This is a genomic window from Pseudomonas sp. MM213, from assembly GCF_020423045.1.
Lineage (GTDB): Bacteria > Pseudomonadota > Gammaproteobacteria > Pseudomonadales > Pseudomonadaceae > Aquipseudomonas > Aquipseudomonas migulae.
This window is the reverse complement of record NZ_CP081943.1, coordinates 1464460-1481997: the sequence shown is the minus strand read 5'-3', so window position 1 is coordinate 1481997 and position 17538 is coordinate 1464460. Positions and strand designations below refer to the sequence as shown.

Annotated in this window: 10 protein-coding genes; 7 read left to right on the top strand and 3 right to left on the bottom strand. The window is 56.8% G+C overall.

Annotated elements, in window-relative coordinates:
- Window positions 1-13: 13 nt before the first annotated feature.
- From K5R88_RS06600 to K5R88_RS06590, 4 genes are all read left to right on the top strand, one after another.
- Entirely contained in the window at window positions 14-9172 is a 9159-nt protein-coding gene (locus K5R88_RS06600) for a hemagglutinin repeat-containing protein (RefSeq protein WP_226299481.1), read from the top strand.
- An 8-nt stretch (window positions 9173-9180) separates the two neighbouring features.
- Window positions 9181-9567 carry a DUF5376 domain-containing protein gene (locus K5R88_RS06595; RefSeq protein WP_223449908.1) on the top strand — a complete coding sequence of 129 codons (387 nt, stop codon included), beginning with the start codon at window positions 9181-9183 and terminating at the stop codon, window positions 9565-9567.
- Window positions 9568-10108: 541 nt separating this feature from the next.
- Window positions 10109-10213, top strand: a complete 105-nt coding sequence (locus K5R88_RS30845; RefSeq protein WP_442963909.1) for a hypothetical protein — start codon at window positions 10109-10111, stop codon at window positions 10211-10213.
- Entirely contained in the window at window positions 10210-10665 is a 456-nt protein-coding gene (locus K5R88_RS06590; protein WP_226299480.1) for a DUF6911 family protein, read from the top strand. The genes K5R88_RS30845 and K5R88_RS06590 overlap by 4 nt, the downstream gene beginning before the upstream one ends.
- Window positions 10666-10914: 249 nt before the next feature.
- Here the strand turns inward: K5R88_RS06590 and K5R88_RS06585 are convergent, their stop codons facing one another.
- On the bottom strand, window positions 10915-11976 hold the full coding sequence (locus K5R88_RS06585) for a hypothetical protein (protein ID WP_223449910.1): 1062 nt from the start codon (window positions 11974-11976) through the stop codon (window positions 10915-10917).
- Window positions 11977-12201: 225 nt separating this feature from the next.
- The gene (locus K5R88_RS06580) at window positions 12202-13140 is read right to left on the bottom strand and encodes a LysR family transcriptional regulator (RefSeq protein WP_226299479.1); all 939 of its coding nucleotides are present in this window, start codon (window positions 13138-13140) and stop codon (window positions 12202-12204) included.
- 138 nt (window positions 13141-13278) lie between these two features.
- On the opposite strand from K5R88_RS06580, the gene K5R88_RS06575 reads away from it, so the two are divergent.
- The 3 genes from K5R88_RS06575 (at window position 13279) to K5R88_RS06565 (ending at window position 15947) form a co-directional block, all read left to right on the top strand.
- The gene (locus K5R88_RS06575) at window positions 13279-14592 is read left to right on the top strand and encodes an MFS transporter (protein ID WP_226300239.1); all 1314 of its coding nucleotides are present in this window, start codon (window positions 13279-13281) and stop codon (window positions 14590-14592) included.
- 61 nt (window positions 14593-14653) lie between these two features.
- On the top strand, window positions 14654-15403 hold the full coding sequence (locus tag K5R88_RS06570) for a creatininase family protein (protein WP_226299478.1): 750 nt from the start codon (window positions 14654-14656) through the stop codon (window positions 15401-15403).
- A gap of 79 nt (window positions 15404-15482) precedes the next feature.
- Window positions 15483-15947 carry a RidA family protein gene (locus K5R88_RS06565; protein WP_226299477.1) on the top strand — a complete coding sequence of 155 codons (465 nt, stop codon included), beginning with the start codon at window positions 15483-15485 and terminating at the stop codon, window positions 15945-15947.
- A 63-nt stretch (window positions 15948-16010) separates the two neighbouring features.
- Here K5R88_RS06565 and K5R88_RS06560 read toward each other — a convergent pair whose 3' ends face one another.
- Complete coding sequence (locus K5R88_RS06560; protein WP_192227021.1) at window positions 16011-17267, bottom strand: OprD family porin; 1257 nt, start codon at window positions 17265-17267, stop codon at window positions 16011-16013.
- Window positions 17268-17538: the final 271 nt, after the last annotated feature.

Genomic DNA, 17538 nt, shown 5'->3' with positions numbered 1-17538 from the left:
TGAGATACACGACATGGACGTTCGCCAACTCGCCTTTTTGGCCCGCCAGCCTTCGGCTGCCCTGCAATCGCGTGAGTCGTTCTGTGGGCTGCCCAAGCGCGGGTTGGCGTTCATCCTCGCCAACGCGATGTTCTGGCAACCAATGCTGGCCCAGGCCGACGGCATCGTCGTGAATGGCAGTGCGACCACGGTGGGGCAGGCGGCCAACGGCGTCCCTGTGGTGAACATTGCCACGCCCAATGGCACCGGCCTGTCCCATAACCAGTTCAGCGACTTCAACGTCGGACAGCAGGGCGTGATCCTCAACAACGCCACGAACAATCTGCAGAGCACCCAGTTGGGTGGTTACATCATCGGCAACAGCAACCTCAACGGTCGCGCGGCCACCGTCATCCTCAACGAGGTCAATGGCGGCAGCCCCAGCCAGCTCAGGGGCTACACCGAAGTAGCCGGGCAGGGTGCCCACGTCATCCTCGCCAACCCTCACGGCATCAGCTGTGATGGTTGCGGCTTTATCAATACGCCCAAAGTCACGCTCAGTACCGGACGGCCCATTCTTGAAAACGGTCGACTCGCCCGCTACGACGTGGAGGGCGGTGCGATCGCCATTGAAGGTCGCGGCCTCAATGCGAGCAACGTCAGCCAGTTTGAATTGATCACGCGCAGCGCCAGGATCAACGCTGAGTTACATGCGCAGCAATTGGCAATTGTCACCGGTCGCAACGAAGTCGATGCGGGCACGCTGGCGGCGAAGGCCAAGGCACCAGCCGCCGGTTCGGCACCGCAACTGGCCATCGACTCTTCGGCCCTGGGCGGCATGTACGCTGGGGCTATCAAACTGGTGGGCACCGAGTCCGGGGTCGGGGTGAAACTCGCGGGCGATGTGGCCGCCAGCGCAGGTGATCTGCAGATTGATGCCAACGGCAAACTGACCCTGGCGCGTGCAGAAGCCACCCAGGGCGACGTCAAGCTCAATGCCCGAGAAGTCGCACTCACCAATACCGTTTATGCCGCCCGGGACGCGAAAGTCGTCGCGGCGGGAAGTCTCGACATCGACAGCAGCCTGACCGCCGCCCGTAACGTGCACGTCGAAGGTCAGCAGATCACTAATCGCGGCAATCTCAATGCCGGCCTCAAGGCAGACGGCAGCGTCAACCGCGCCAGTCACCTGCAAATTCAGGGCGGCAGCCTGAGTAATCAGGGCAAGGTCAACGCCCAGGGCACGCTGGCGACGGACCTGCAACAACTCGATAACCGCAACGCCGAGCTCGTCGCCGACGGCACCGCGACCCTCAAGGCCGGCGTGCTGGATAACCGTGGCGGCAAGGTGATCGGCCAGCAAGTGCTGAGTCTGGAAGGTGGCAGGCTGGATAACCGTGGCGGCACTTTCGCCAGCAATCAGGCGCTGTCGGTGACTGTCAGCGATACGGTGGACAACCGCGATAAAGGACTGATCCTCAGTAAGGCCGAGGGCTTGACCCTGAACGCGAAGAACCTGGATAACCGCGCCGGCACTCTGCAGGCCAACACCGGCGAACTGAAGGCAACGGCGACCCAGGTGCTCGACAACCGCGACGGCAAGGTATTGACCGGTGCGGGCGCCATGACGCTGGTCGCCGATGATCTGCGCAACCAGCAAGGCAAGCTCAATGCACAGGGCGGCAAGCTCAAGACCAGCAGCGCCACCTTTGACAACACTCAGGGCGACGCGCGTGCCGAGAATGTTGAAGTCACCAGCACGACGCGCCTTACCAACGATCGAGGTCACCTGGTTGCCACCACCGGCAATCTGGAGCTCAAGCGCGGAGAAATCCTCAATAACGCAGGTGAACTCAGCGCCGGACAACAGTTGATGGTCGATGCCGGCAGCTTGAAGAACTATCAAGGCAATCTGAGCGGCAAGAACATCGGACTGACGTTGAACGGTGCGCTGGATAACGACAATGGTCTGATCGAGGCTGGTGAAACGCTTGGTATCGATGCCGGCAGGCTGACTAACCTCAATGGCAAATTGCGCGCATTGGGGACCCAAGGTAAAAGCCGGTTCAAGATTGGCGGCCAGTTCAATAACGACAATGGCCTGGTGGAAGTCGGCAATGATCGGTTTGCCCTCGACAGTGCAAGCCTGAGCAACCAGCAAGGCACCGTCCGCCACCTAGGCACGAACGGGTTTGACCTGTCACTGGCGGATACCGGCGCCGCCGGGGGCAGCTTCATCACCAACAGCCAACTCAACCTGGATCTGGCCGACTGGAGCAACACCAGCCTGATCCAGGCGCAAAAACTCGCCCTCAAGGTCGGCACCTTTACCCAGACAGCCAGCGGCAAACTGATTTCCGTCGACGGCGTCGAGGCCAGCGGGAGCAATTGGATCAACGACGGCAGCCTGGAAACCCAGGGTGACCTGAAGCTGATCCTGAGCGGCACTTATCGGGGCAACGGCATCCTCAAGAGCCAGGGCAAAATGACCCTCGCCGCTGCCAGCGCCGATCTGGGCCAGGACGCGCAAATACGCAGTGGCGGCAAGGCCGACTTTAACCTCGGCAGCCAACTGCTGAACCAAGGCAGCCTGACTGCCACCGGTGACCTGCTGTTGAAGGTGGCCAGCCTGACCAACCGCGGCACTCTGGGCGCAGGCAGCGCCTTGCGTATTGAAACGCCGACGCTGGTCAACGAGGGCGGGCTGATTTTCAGCGGCGCCGACATGGCCCTCCAGGCCAACAGCGTGACCAACAACAAAGGCGATATCTACAGCCTGGGTCGACTGGACATCGCTGATGAAAACAATCGTCCTGCGAGCTTGATCGAGAACATCTCAGGCACCATCGAAAGCGCCCATGGCATGCAGTTGCTGGCAAACCGCCTGATCAACCGCAAGGAAAAATTCGCTTTTATCCCGGCGCTAACCTCGGGTCAGCTCACCCTGGCCTTTACCGACAATTGCAAGGGCAAACATTGCGAGGCTTATTACAGCGTCACTGAAACCTATGGCACAAAAGTCACTGAAGACTCGGCGCGGGCCAATCTGATTTCCGGTGCGGAACTCAAATTCACCGGCGGCAGTTTTGACAACCACTTCAGCAGTGTCTCGGCGGGTGGCGATATCACCCTCGACAGTCAGACCCTGAATAACCTTGGCGCCGGGGGCGGCGAGCAACGTTACGCGGCCTACGTGATTTACACCAAGGACGAGGACTCCTACTACACCTTCTACGACAACATTGCGAAGTACAACGCCTATAACGACCCGGCATCCGCCAGCTACAACCCGGCAGCGATGCCGTTTTCCTCCATCGCGCTGGGTAGTGTCACAGGTTCCAGCACAACCCAGACCTCCGGGGCGGTCGATGCCTCATTGGCCATCATTCAGAGCGCCGGCAAGGTCAATGCCACCGGCACTCAACAGGTGGTGAACGGTTCTATCCGCCCAGGCGAATCGATCACCGCCGGCGCCAATCGAGTCGCCGCGACCGCGGTCGATACGTCCACCCAGACCCTGGCGCAGTTCAATGCGCAACTGACTCCAGACCTGCGCCAGCAGGCGGTTAACCCATTGTCCCTGCCGGGCTTCAGCCTGCCCACAGGGCAAAAGGGTCTGTTCCAGTTCAACAGCAATCCGCAGCACAAGTACCTGATCGAAACCAATCCGGCGTTTGCCAGCCTCAATGGCTTCATCAACTCCGACTACTTGCTCAGCCGCATCGGCGTCACCAGCGACCAGACCCAACGTCGCCTCGGTGATGGCCTCTATGAACAGCGCCTTATTCGTGAGGCGGTGATCGCGCGCACCGGCCAACGTTTCATTGCCGGCCTGAACAGCGACGAAGCGATGTTCCGCTATTTGATGGACAACGCCATCGCCAGCAAAACCTCCCTGAACCTGTCTCCCGGGATTGCCTTGAGTTCGGCCCAGGTGGCGGCCCTGACCCATGACATCGTTTGGATGGAGGAACAGGAAGTTCGCGGCGAAAAGGTCTTGGTGCCGGTTCTGTACCTGGCTCAGGCCAACAATCGCCTGGCACCCAACGGGGCGTTGATCCAGGGCAGTGACGTGACGCTGATTTCCGGCGGCACCCTGGCGAACCAGGGCACGCTGCGTGCCAGCGCCAACCTGCAAGCCAGCGGCCAGAACATCAGCAACAACGGGTTGATGGAAGCCAACGAGCGCCTGTCGCTACTCGCGACCGACAGCATTCGCAACGCTCAGGGCGGAATCCTCAAGGGCAAGGATGTCAGTCTGGTCGCCACTCAGGGCGACATCATCAACGAGCGCTCGCGAACCAGCACAGATACCCGGTACGCAGGCGGCACTCAGCACAACGATTACCTCAACAGCGCTGCGCGGATCGAAGCCGACAATACCCTGTCCCTGACCGCCGGCAACGACATCCGCAACAGCGGCAGCGTGTTGCAAGCGGGTGGCAACGCAACCCTGAAGGCCGGTCGCGATCTGGAAATTGTCTCGACCGAGCAAGTCAACAGCAGTGAAGGCCGACACAAGAAGACCAGTTGGAGCCAGAGCCAAACCACGCAATACGGCAGTCAGGTGTCAGTTGGCGGCAATCTCACTGCGACCGCTGGCCAGGACATCAAGGTGGTCGCCAGTACGGTGGCCGCGCAGAAGGATCTTTCGTTCGACGCCGGGCGAGATGTGGCCATCGAATCGGCCGCGAATGAAAGTCACAACAGCTCCAAGAGCAAGAAAGTCCAAAGCAGCAAAGACCAGGTGCGCCAGCAATCCTCCACCGTGCAGGCGGGCGCAAATCTGTCGATCAAGGCCGGCCAGGATCTGACGCTGGTGGCCAGTAATGTGAAGGCCAAACAAAACGTCGCGCTGGATGCGGCGGGCGATATCAACGTGCTCTCCGCCAAGGATGAAAGTGCTTCGTTCTATTCGAAGAAGAGCAAAGGCTCCTTCGGTCGCAGCAAGAGCAAACAGAGCGAAAGCTATGACAGCACCAACATCGCGTCGGTGGTGGAAGCGGGTCAGAACCTGACCCTCAACACCACTCGAAAAGCCGATGGCAGCATGAGCATCAACGGTGGTCGCGATGTCACCGTGATTGGTAGCCAACTCAAGGCCGGTGAAGACCTGATGATCGGCGCCACTGGCGATGTGGCCATATTGTCTGGCGTTGAGGAGCATGGCTCGTACAGCAAGAAAACCAAATCCGGCTTCATGGGCCTGTCCAAGAGTGGCAAGAGTCAGCTGACGACCACGGCGACACAAGTCGGCAGCCAGCTTGAGGCGGGCAACGATGTGGTGGTGGCCGCCGGCAATGACATCCGGCTCCGTGCCAGTAAAGCCAGTGCCGGCAACGATGTTGAAATGCGGGCCGGACTGGTCAACGACACGGGCGATATCAACCTGGTCTCGGCCAACGACACGGCTTATAGCCGCAGCGAGCAGTACAAGAAAAAGGTCGGGCTCTCTACTTCGGACGGGTTCCTCTCCGTTTCCTCGGCCAAGGAGTCGGGGCGTCAGGCACAAAGCAGCACCAGTGTCGGCAGCCATGTGTCTGCGGATCGCGATGCAACCTTGAAGGCTGAACGCGATATCAATGTGGTGGGCAGCGGCATTAGCGCGGGGCGTAACGTCAGCCTGGATGCCGGGCGTGACGTCAATGTGGTCGCGGCGCAGAACACCACGGCTGAGCAGGACTGGTCGAAGAACAAGCAGGTCGGCATTGGGGTCTCCAGCGATGCCAACGGCGTCAGCTTCTTCGCCGGTGCCGACAGCAACAAAGCAAAAAACCGCGTCGAACAGCAGACGGCCGCCGCCAGCCAGATCAGCGCCGGGCAAGACCTGACGGTCAAGGCCGTGCGCGATATCAACCAGATCGGCTCCGACCTGAAGGCCGACAACGACATCAACCTGACCGCCGGCCGTGATATCCGGATCGACGCCGCGCGGGAAACCCTGTTGACCGAGCAGCAGCGCGAAGCCGAGCGCAATGGTCTGACGGCCACCCTCAACCACAACTACGGCAAGACCAAGGATGCCGTGAATGGGGTCGGAAAAGGCGAGAACGGCGTCAGCCAAGGCTCCAGTGTCCTTAAGGGAGTCGATGCGATTGGCCAGTTCCTGTCGGGGCCGACGGGCGACGCCAAGTTCGGTAACAGCAAGCAAAGCAACAGCCAGCAGGTTGTCGAGCAGACCAACAGGTCCTCGACCCTCAATGCCGGCCACGACCTCAACCTGAATGCCAACAATGATGTCGTGGTCAAGGGCAGCCGGCTGGATGCCGGGCGCGACATCAACGTCAAAGGCCGTGATGTGACCTTCGATGTCGCCAAGGGCGGTGTCAGTGAGGAAACCCAAAACACCGAGAGCTGGAGCGGCATCCACGGCGGCACCAGTGGCGGCATCAAGATTGGTGTCGGTGGCAGCTACGGCACTGCCAGTGGCGACAGCGCCCAAGGATCGGCAACGGTCACGCAACTGGGCGCCGGACGCGATATCAACCTCAAGGCCAGCAACGACCTGAACCTGATCGGCACCCAGGTCAAGGCAGACCGTGATATCGATCTGAATGCCGGCAACGAACTGAACATCCGCTCGGCGCAGAACGACAGCAATGTTGAAAACAACCGCCACAACGGCGGCGGTGAAGCCGGCCTCACCTTCGGCTCCCAGGGGGTAGGTGTTTATGTCAGCGTCAGCCTCGGCAAGGGCAATCTGGAACGCGAAGGCGAACGTCAACAAGAGGCATACCTCTACGCCGGTAACCGCCTGGGCTTCACCAGTGGCCAGGACACCAACATCGCGGGCGCCACCCTGCGTGGCGATGAAGTGGTCGGTCGTGTTGGCGGCGACCTCAATGTTTCCTCGGTAGCCGATACCGGCAAGGTCAAGGGCAAAGAGTTCGACATCAGTGCCACCGGCTCCTTCGTCGGTGTCAGTGGCTCGGTCGGTTACGGCCAGACCACCGGCAAGACCAACTGGGTTGAAGAACAAACCAGCATCACCGGCAAAAGCAAAGTCGATATCCGCACCGAAAACCACACCCAGATCGACGGGGCGGTGATTGCTGCCGACAACGGCAATCTGAAGCTGGACACCGGCACGTTGGGCTTCAGCGATATCGCCGGGAAGGATAAAGAGCACGGTTACTACTTGAACGTTGGCGGCACCTACGGCAGTGGGGGCACCGTGCAGGACGGCAGCCAAGTAGGGAAAGGCAAGGAAGGCAAGACGGGCTGGAGCGTTGAAGGCTGGAACTACGAGAAGGATCGCGAGCAAATCGTGCGGGCCACCGTCGGCGCAGGCCAGATCGTGGTGCGCAATGACGCGCAGACCGGCGCTGACTCCACGGCTGGGCTGAACCGTGATGTGAGCAAAGCGTATGAGATCACCAAGGATGAAGAAGAGCGTACCGATCTGTATGCCAGTGATTCTTCCATTAACGCGGTACTGCACCCTGTTGTAACCGTGCAGCAATGGACCGAAGCGTTCCTCAACTATAACCAGACCGCACTGGCCAACTTCAACAGAGCCGCTTCGGCGCTGAACGTCGTGGTCAATCGCGTGGACAACATTCTGGGCCGTCCCATGGATGCCCGCGCTCAAGCTACGGCAGGCAAGGACCTGGCCGAAAGTACTCTGGAAGCGCTTCTCCTGTCAGGCAAGAGCCGTAAAGAGGCCATGGCGATGATGGGCGATCCTGCGTTCATCGACGGTGTTCTTGCCAATTTGGCCAGGATGAATGGGATCGAACCTAAGGTTATCAAGGATATTCAGGATGTTGTTGCGTCGGATAAATACATTCCAAATCCAGGCGAAGTGACCTTGGAGACGACGACGGTGACTGAGCCTGAGCTTAAAGCTCTTCAAAAGCTTAATCGTCAGTTGTCCGCGGTCCAGGCCTATATCGATGAGCATCCTGGGAGCCAGGAGGCCGTAGGGTATGTAATGGCCGTCGCTCAAGGGCCGAAAGGTGTCGCTCAATTTGTTGTGATGCAGGCGCTTGCCGGGACGGAAACCGGTCAAACGATTTCGAAGAACATAGGTAAGCTGCAGGCTGACATCAGTCGAATGGTGGCGGAGGGGCTTGAGGAGAGGCCTCTTGATTCTAAGGAGGCGGACGATCGTTTTCTGATTGGTGGCGGTGAGCTGATTACCAGCATCTTCACAGGAGTGCTGCCAGGGAAGGTGCCGGGGAAAGGTAATTCACATATCACTGTGGCGGGTGGTAAAGATCAGGTTCCAAAAGGCCCAGCGGGAACGCCAGCAACGAAGGGGCCTTGCTGCTTTGCAGCGGGTACGAAAGTTTCTACACCGCAAGGCGATCGCGCTATTGAGTCGCTCAAGGTGGGAGATGTTGTCTGGAGCAAGCCTGAGAAAGGGGGCAAGCCGTTCGCTGCTGCCATTCTGGCAACACATCAGCGTTCGGATCAGCCGATCTACCGCCTCAAGCTCAAAAATGTTCGTGGCACCGACGCAGCTGAAGGCGAAACCCTGCTGGTTACGCCGAGCCACCCCTTCTACGTACCGGCCAAACGTGACTTCATTCCCGTCATCGATCTGAAGCCGGGCGACTTGCTGCAGTCACTGGCTGATGGCGACACGGAAAACACCTCGTCCGAAGTCGAATCGCTTGAGCTGTACCTGCCCGAGGGCAAAACATACAATCTGACGGTCGATGTGGGGCATACGTTCTACGTCGGCGAGCTCAAGACCTGGGTACACAATACTGGGCCTTGTGATTTGCCTCCTGATTATTTTAAGGGGGGGACAAAGGGCACAGCGGATCTAAATGCACAAGCTTCACTGTCTGTAAGTAAAGTTACTGCTCCGATTGATTTCGATGGTCACATAATCAAAGCTGAAGTAAAGCCTAACGGGAATGTCGTAGGTGGACATTCTACAGCGACCGGGGATGTTAGAGTGGTCCCTGGAACAGCCTCGTCGCCCAATGCGCAGGGTGTTTATACGGCTAGAATCCAGGTGGCGGATCCCGCAAATCCAGGGCAGTTTTTGGCTAAAACGAACAATGGCGGTTTCTCCACAATGTTCCCCGACTCATGGACTGCGGATCGCATAAAAGTTGAAGTTGATGGAGCATTCAAGAATAAAACTGTAGTAGGTAATAAATGGTCTGGCACCACTTCCAGCGGTGTGCGGGTCGAAGGTTATTTGACTCCCAATACAACTGTCTATCCAAAGCTTTAGGGGGCTTAGTGAAACTATATTTCTCATGGGAAGACTCAGGTGGTGGGCTTTCCCCATATTGCAGGTCTAGCATCCTCAATGAAGATGGAGTCAGCCTGCTCGCTTGCTTGTTAAATGATGATGGCGGAATTTGTTTTCTGGATACTACGCCGTGGCTGAAAGAGGGTTTGACTCGGATAAGCAATGTCAGGAGTTCGAACATACCTTGTGCAGACTGGAGTAGGGATGCTTGGGGCGCTGAGCTGACAAAAGCGCAGGTTAAAATATATTCCCTCTATGATGAAAATTATATCGAGCTGCTAGATATAGAGTCGTTTGAAGTGGCTTTGCTGGCGTGGATTAATTTTATTCAAATGCCCTCGGAACCAGGTGTGGTAACGGAAGTCAATTTGTAAGAGTTAAAAAATGCAATGATTCAAGAAAGCTTTGGTAGGTGTTAGGTTGTAATGTGCTTGCCGGCGTTGAGAGTCATGATTAATTAAAAAAACAAATAGACCCATCAGCAAACGCTAACTCCTTTGGAGGTGACGCCAATACTGATGAGTGGCAAGCCTCAATTGTCGTTCTTCCGGTGCGTATGGTGTCGATTGTAAAACATGATCGTGCTCAAATTGTCATAGTTCAGCCACGCGGGGAAACGGGGACAGACCACGTTTTTGTGATGCCATGGATAATTGGGATAGACCACATTTTCTAAAGCATATTTTGATTGGCCGAAATGAAAGAAAATAGGAAGAAATTATGTTTTTTCTTAGGTCGAATAAACTTTCGAGTTAAATGGGGGCAGATCACGTTTTCATGAGGATGAAGTAGCTCTTCTTCGATTTAATCGTGGTCTGTCCCCGATTAGTTTTTTGATTCTGGCCTGACACGAGGTCAAACCATGACGATTGTGGTGCGAGGGGAGGAAGTTTTTGTTCTTTCTGCAAAAGTAACCTGACTGCAGCAGCCGACCGTGCCGGATTAAATGGCCTTAAGGTCGTTGATACAGTTAAAGGTAGAGTCTACGAATGGGTGCGCGGATCAGGGTGGAAAGAATGATTGATTGCGAAAATGATGAAAAAGTTGTGTTGGAGTTATGTGCGCTAGATAACTCAATGCGCCCGCCTGCACAAATCACAGAAGCACCAGCTTGGGAAAGAGTTAGCGTAGCACTTGAAAATGCATTTAAGAATGGTGGGTTCGTCTACTTGAGGGTGCTCGGGAAAAGCCATTCCTTTATAAATGAGCTATGTATGAAGTCTCTGCCGGGACAATATAGATTGGTCGTATTGATGAAATCACTTGACCCTAAAACGGAGCTTTTAGAGTGGTGGGAGGAGGGGGATTCGCCATTTCGAGGGTTCGTTCGCTTTGGTGACGACGACTGGGATGCACGTACGGTATGTTCTGACCTTGCTGTTGCACAGGCTACGTTCAAGGAATTGTTTGACTATGGTGATATGCCTACAGGATTACTGCAAATGCGCTCACAGTGGGATCCGAAACCTTAGTCTTTCATACTCGCTTATGTCTCTTGCTTAGATGTGAGAAAAACGCTCGAAGTAATACGAGGCAGGCGACAATGTTGAGGTAAATGGGGGGGCACGCTTTTCATGAGAGTGGAGTGGTGCTCCTTCGATTTAATTGTGGTCTGTCCCCGATTAATTTTTTAGCTAACTACTCTACGCCCAGGGAAGAGGTGCTAGGGTAGTACAAAGCGCAAACTTGGTTTTGTTTGCGCTCGGTATTTTGTTAAATTGTTACTGTTCAACTGTTACCTCTAAAGTTCGTGAGATTCCCGTTTCTGAGTCTATGAATGTGACAAAGATCGGTTCTGTGGTGACCGCCTTTCCCTCGATAATAATCAGTCTGACTTTGTTTTCTGACACAAATTTTGCGACTACATTTGTCGAGTCTGGTGACTTCTTGATGTTGAAGAATCCAGAGCCATCAAGGATGGTGTATTGCTTCTTGGTATCCTTTTTGATTGTTAATTTCCCGTCTGAAGGGAAGTCCGCAATCACGAAGTCAGAGCTGAATATGGCGCACTGTGGTTTCAAGTGATTGTCCGTTATGTCCTTGTGGCGATTTATTGCGCCGGACATCCATATGCTCAGTCTTCTAGCATCCTCAGAGATCGCTTGGGTGTCAGGGGCTAATTTCGATTTAAATTGGCCTTTATCTATGTCGTCTGTGGCATCTCCAATTGCGCCGGAGACTGCTGAATAAGACTCCGCAGCAGTAGGTTGTAGCGTGCTAATAAGTCGGTTTATGGAGTTGGCCAAGCTCCGGACGTTTGCTTTGTATTGATCATCGTACATCTCTGTCAGGCCCAGAACTCTTAAGTAGTCTACTTCAATCGCTTGTTTCTGAACTGCTGTCAGTTTATTGAAATAGTAGGTTCCTACAGCAGGGTCGAGGTCGCGGTAGAAGTTATCCAGGCAGGAAAGGGCTGCGGAACCTCCCATCCATATTTGTTCGCGGGTAGGTTTATAGAGCGCCAGACCTGTTCCATAAAGTGCGCCACCGCCAGCTGCCAGTGCAACAAACTGATGGCCGCTGCTGGCAACAATGGACTTATAGGCCCCCAAACCGAGCACCCCAGCCAGAGCTACCGTAGACCCTGAAGAAAAGTAAGCGGTGCTTTGAGCATTGAACTCGAATGTTTTGCTGAAGTGACATGACTCTGCGCGGCCAGATCCTGGAAGAGGCTCCGGTTCCGTACAGAATCGCTCTGCGACCGGTGTGTAGGGGGAAAACAGAGCGCAGCCGCTGAGAGTCGCGACGCCTATGACTAACACTGATGCATGGGAGATGCGCATCGTGACCTTCCCTGTTCGGATTGGATGTGAGGAGGATGATGGCACAGGGCCGTCATAATTCAAGGATGTAGGTGAGTCCTCTGCGTCCCATGGTTTCGACCCGCCCAAAGCATACTGGTATAGATCTGGTGGAGGCCTGACATGGCGCTATGGTCAGAATTCACTGCCATTAGCGGAGTAAGTTCAGGTCGTCCGCTTCTGGCCGATCAGCAACCCACGCTGAGATCACCGAGAAACCAATCTAATTCCGTCACCCGACCCAAACATCGGCAAGCGCTGCAACATCCAGTTCAGCAACTCCTGAGCCGGCGCGGCCAGCGGTCGGCCGGACTTCACCAGCAGTTTCGCTTCCACGCCCAGAAACAGCGGATGGTCGATCAGTACTGCCGCGAGGCTGCCTTGTTCGATTTCCCGGTAGGCAGCGAATTCGCCGAGTAACGAGGTGAAATCTCCGGAGGCCACCAGGCGCTTGAGTGCCGCGAGAGAGTTGCTGACCAGTGCCGGGCGGATTTCGATTTTCTCGGCGTACTCAAGCATCTTGATCGCATGCCCGATACCGAAGGTGGGGGGCGTCAGCACCAGTCGGCAGGTGAGTATGTCCTCGACGGTTGCCGTTCCCCCTCGCACTGCCAATGGATGATCGGGGCGAACCAACAGCATCACTGGCTGCGATGACGTCGCGCGGTAATCGATTTGCGAATGCGGCGGCGGATTGTAGGCAAGGCCGATGTGCGCACGGTTTTCGGCGACTTCGTTCAGCACGTCGTCGACGGGAAGAATGTCCAGCCTGACATCGAGCTTGGGGTACTGTTTGCAGAAGGGGGCGAGCACGTTGTCGACCAAGGCATCGACATAGCCCTCACTGATGACGACTCGCACCTGACCTTGCTGCAGGCCCTTGATCGCTTGAAGCTGGTCTTCGAGTTTCTCCTGGTGTGATCGATAACCGCGCCAGAACTCCAGCAAGTGCGCCGCTGCCTCGGTGGGTTGCACGCCGCGAGCCTGGCGCTCGAACAGTTTTGCGCCCAGTTCCTCTTCCAGCAGCTTGATCTGGCGCGTGATAACGGAGGGCGACGTATTGATGCTGTCCGCCGCGCCACGAATCGAGCCGTGGACCAGCACTTCATGAAAATACCGCAGCCGTTGTTGGTTGATCTCGCGCATCCCGGGCCCTCCCGCCAGAAAGTTTGTGTTGCCTGCAGGGCAACGATACACGAACTTAGTTGCTCTTGCTGGGCCTGCGGTGCCGGTGCAACATTCTTTGGCACGAACGCAGACCAACAAGAATAATTGGAGACTCGCATGTCAACCTTACTGACACCGGCAAGCAGTGATGCCGTTTCTGCCCTTTACCGCAAGCTCAATTGGCGGCTGTTGCCACTCCTGTTCATTTGCTACGTCTTTGCGTATCTGGACCGGATCAACGTCGGCTTCGCCAAGCTGCAGATGCAAAATGATCTCGGACTGTCCGATGCGGCCTACGGAGCGGGCGCCGGTATTTTCTTTCTGGGGTACGTGCTGTTTGAGTTGCCGAGCAACCTGATGTTGCCGAAGGTGGGGGCGCGAAAAACCTTCAGCCGCATTCTGGTGTGTTGGGGCATCACATCGGCCTGCATGCTCTTTGTGCGCAACGTGCCGATGTTTTATGCGATGCGTTTTCTGCTGGGTGTATTCGAAGCCGGTTTTGCCCCCGGCATGATCTATTACCTGTCTTGCTGGTACGGCCCGAAGCGCATGGCGCGGGCCATTGCGATCGTGTTTATTGCCGGTCCCATTGGCGGCATTATCGGTGGTCCGCTGTCTGCCTGGCTGATCACCACGTTCGAAGGTGTTGGTGGCCTGGCCGGCTGGCAATGGATGTTTTTGATTGAAGGTCTGCCTTGCGTGTTCCTCGGCATCCTGACCTATTTCGTACTCTCCAACCGGCCCTCGGAGGCCCGATGGCTGAGTGTTGAAGAAAGGACACTGCTGGAGAGTGAACTCGGTACATCGTCGGGGCGAGCCCATTCGTTCCGGGCGGTGTTGCGCGACCCGAAAATCTACATTCTCGCGTCAGCCTATTTCTGCATCATCTTCTCGATCTACGCCATGAGTTTCTGGCTGCCGGCAATCCTCAAGGCCCAGGGCGTCAACGACACCATGCAGCTGGGTTGGTATGCCGCAATTCCCTATGTCGCGGCGGCATGCGGCATGTACTGGATAGGGCGTCGGTCCGACCGGGTCGGCGAACGACGCTACCACTGCGCAGTCCCTGCGGGCATTGGCGCCATCCTGTTGCTCATGTATCCCTTTGCCGACGGCAACCTGATGGCGTCGCTGGCTCTGCTGACCGTGGCGACCGCCATGATGTTCATGGCCTACACCGTGTTATGGGCGATGCCCTCCGAGCACATCAAGGGTGATGCGGCGGCGGGAGGCATCGCCTTGATCAACACCATCGGTCTTTCCGGCGGCTTCTGGGGGCCTGCGGTGATTGGCTGGGCAAAAACGGCAACCGGCAGCGCCAATCTCGGCATCGTCGTTGTGGGCTGCGTCTTCCTGTGTGCAGCGTTCGTGATCCTTGCCACCAAACGGCAACCGCGTGAGCGCCCGGTTTCTGAATTCAGCGCGGGTTGATCAACCGCCTCCCACTTGATCAGTCGGTTCCGAAAGGAACCCTTTTAAAGAGAGAACCCACATGCTTTTACACCTATCGACCTGGGCCGAGATCGGGCAATTCCTTGAACGCAGCCGCACCATCGTGATCCCGATCGGCTCCAATGAACAACACGGTCCGACCGGCCTTTTGGGGACCGACTGGATGTGCCCCGAAATCATTGCATGCGAAGCGCAGAAGTCGGCAGACATCCTGATTGCGCCGACTTTCAACATCGGCATGGCCCAACACCATCTTGGATTCCCCGGGACCATTTCACTTCGCCCCTCGACGTTCATTGCGGCCATTGGCGACTGGGTGCGTTCGTTGGCCGCCCACGGGTTTGAAAGAATCCTCTTCCTCAATGGCCACGGCGGCAACGTCGCATCGATTGAAGCGGCGTTCTCGGAGCTCTATGCCGAAGCAAGCTTCGCTCGACGCCCTGCGGGGTTCGCGCTGAAGTTGTGTAATTGGTGGGATCTGGAGGGAATCGGTGAGTTGGCGCGGGAGCAGTTTCCTGAGGGGCACGGCATTCATGCCACGCCGTCCGAGATTGCCGTGACCCAATGGGCCTACCCGGATTCCATCAAAACCGCCGGGTACTCGCCGCAGATCGCGCCGTGGGGGCCGATTCGCGAAGCACTGGATTTCCGCGCACGCCATCCGGATGGCCGCATGGGCTCGGATCCGTCCCTGGCCACCCCTGATAAGGGCCGTGCTCTGGTGATGTTGGCAGCGCAGAGCCTGGTGCAGGAAGTCGACGCCTTCAGCCGCGAATCGATACCCGGCTAAACGACCGGATCAACCGTTTTTCAACTTGCCCAGCGCCCGGAAGTTCCGGGCGTTGGCACGTTCTATTCGAGGAAAACCCATGATTGAACATGATGTTTATACCCGCCTGAAAGTCCTCGGTATCGAGTTGCCCACCACCGGAGCCCCCGCAGCAGCCTATGTAATGAGTGCGCAGAGTGGCAATGTCGTTTACCTGTCCGGCCATATCGCGAAGCAAGACGGTAAAGTCTGGGCAGGAAAGCTGGGCGAAACGCTGACGACAGAGGAGGGCTATGTGGCCGCACGTTTGACCGCCATCGATTTGTTGGCGACGTTGCAGGCTCATCTTGGCGATCTGAATCGGGTCACGCGGATTGTCAAAGTGCTGAGCCTGGTGAATTCAACGTCCGGTTTCACCGAGCAGCATCTGGTCACGAACGGCGCCTCGGAGCTGCTGGCCGAGGTGTTTGGGGATAAGGGAAAGCACGCGCGCTCGGCATTCGGTGTGGCACAGATTCCGTTGGGTGCCTGTGTCGAAATCGAGATGACCGTGGAAGTCAGTTGAAGGCCGGGTAACAGTAAAACCTGTGGGGGCGAAGTGATTCGCCCCCACACTTGTTTTTAGAAATCAGAACAGCGTCCACGTGTAACTGATGATCAGTCGGTTCTCGTTGATATCCGTGCGGTAGTTGGAGCGTGCCACCGCATTGCGCACTCGCACGCCGAGGCCTTTCAAGGGGGCTGCCTGGAAGGTGTAACTGAGGTCGAGGTCACGCTCCCGATCTTTGCCTTCATAGCCCATCCCCGTCTTCACGTTGTCGCCGGTGACATAACGTGTGCTGGCTAGCAGGCCAGGCACACCGAGGGCCGCGAAGTCATAGTCATAGCGCAGTTGAAAGGAGCGCTCATGGGTGGAGACGAACTCGTAGGTCGGCAGTTCGTTGCCAAGGGCGCTGACATTGAGAAACACGCGAGGAAAGGGGCTGTCGCCGTACATGCCCTGGTAACCGGCATAGAACGTATGACCACCGAGCTTGGCCGATAGCAACGAGAAGAAGGACTGGTTGTCGACCTTGCCTACCAGTTTGCGACCTTCTTCCTGAGCGTCGTAGTAACCAAGATTGGCGCCCAGCACCCAACTGCCCACCGGCACACTGTGTTTCAAACCGAAGAAGTTTTGCTCGTAGATATCTTCCAGTCGGGAATGCCAGGCACTCACGGTGGTGCGGTTACTGTTGAACGCGTAATCGCCGCCCACGTAGTTGAAGGCATCACTCGACACTTGCCGTTGCGGCTTGTTGCCCAGCAACGCCTGGAGTTTGCTCTCGCCGGCTTCATTGCGCAGGGTCGTGGAGGTCAAATGTCCGGCTTGCAGCGTCAGGCCGGGGATTTCACTGCTGGTAATGCTCGCACCCTGATAGGCCGGGGGCAGCAAGCGGATGTCGCTGAAGACCAGTGTCGGCAGGTTGGGTTGCAGTTCACCGACCTTCAGCTCGGTTTTGGAAACGCGCATCTTCGCCGCCAACCCGAGGCGACCATAATTGTCCGCGGCATGGCCATCGTCCTTGACCGGTAACAACCCCGAGTTGACCCGGTCCGGGCTGCTGTCGAGCTTGATGCCGAATTTGCCGATGGCATCCAGGCCGAATCCTACCGGCCCGGGTGTGTAGCCGGATTTGAAGTTGAGGATGAACCCTTGGGCCCATTCCTGAGCCATCGATTTTTCCGAGCCTCGGATATCGGAGAAGTCTCTGCTGAAAAAATAGTTTCGGGTTTGCAGGGTAGCGGTGGACTGTTCGACGAATCCGCTGTCGGCGGCCTGGGCAAGGTTGGCGCCAGCCCCGGTAAACAGCAGTACACACAGTTTGCCTTTGTCTCTGGTCATAATTTAACTCTTGTTTTTATTAGACATGACTCTCCCGTAGGCCCTCTGTCGGGGCTTGTGCGCGTGCGGGGGAGGTAAGACAGCCGGCAGGATGTGGCGCTCGCAGCCGCTCCGGTGTCGAGAGCGATGCTCGCTCCATTGACCAATGGCAGCAAGAGCAACTTTATTCAGAGATCGTTGCTCTGGAAGCAACGCTGATGGCAAGGCGTGAAAAGACTGCTACAGGAAAGTGGGTCAGGACGTTGTAAGCGTCGGACCCGCCAGAGCAGCG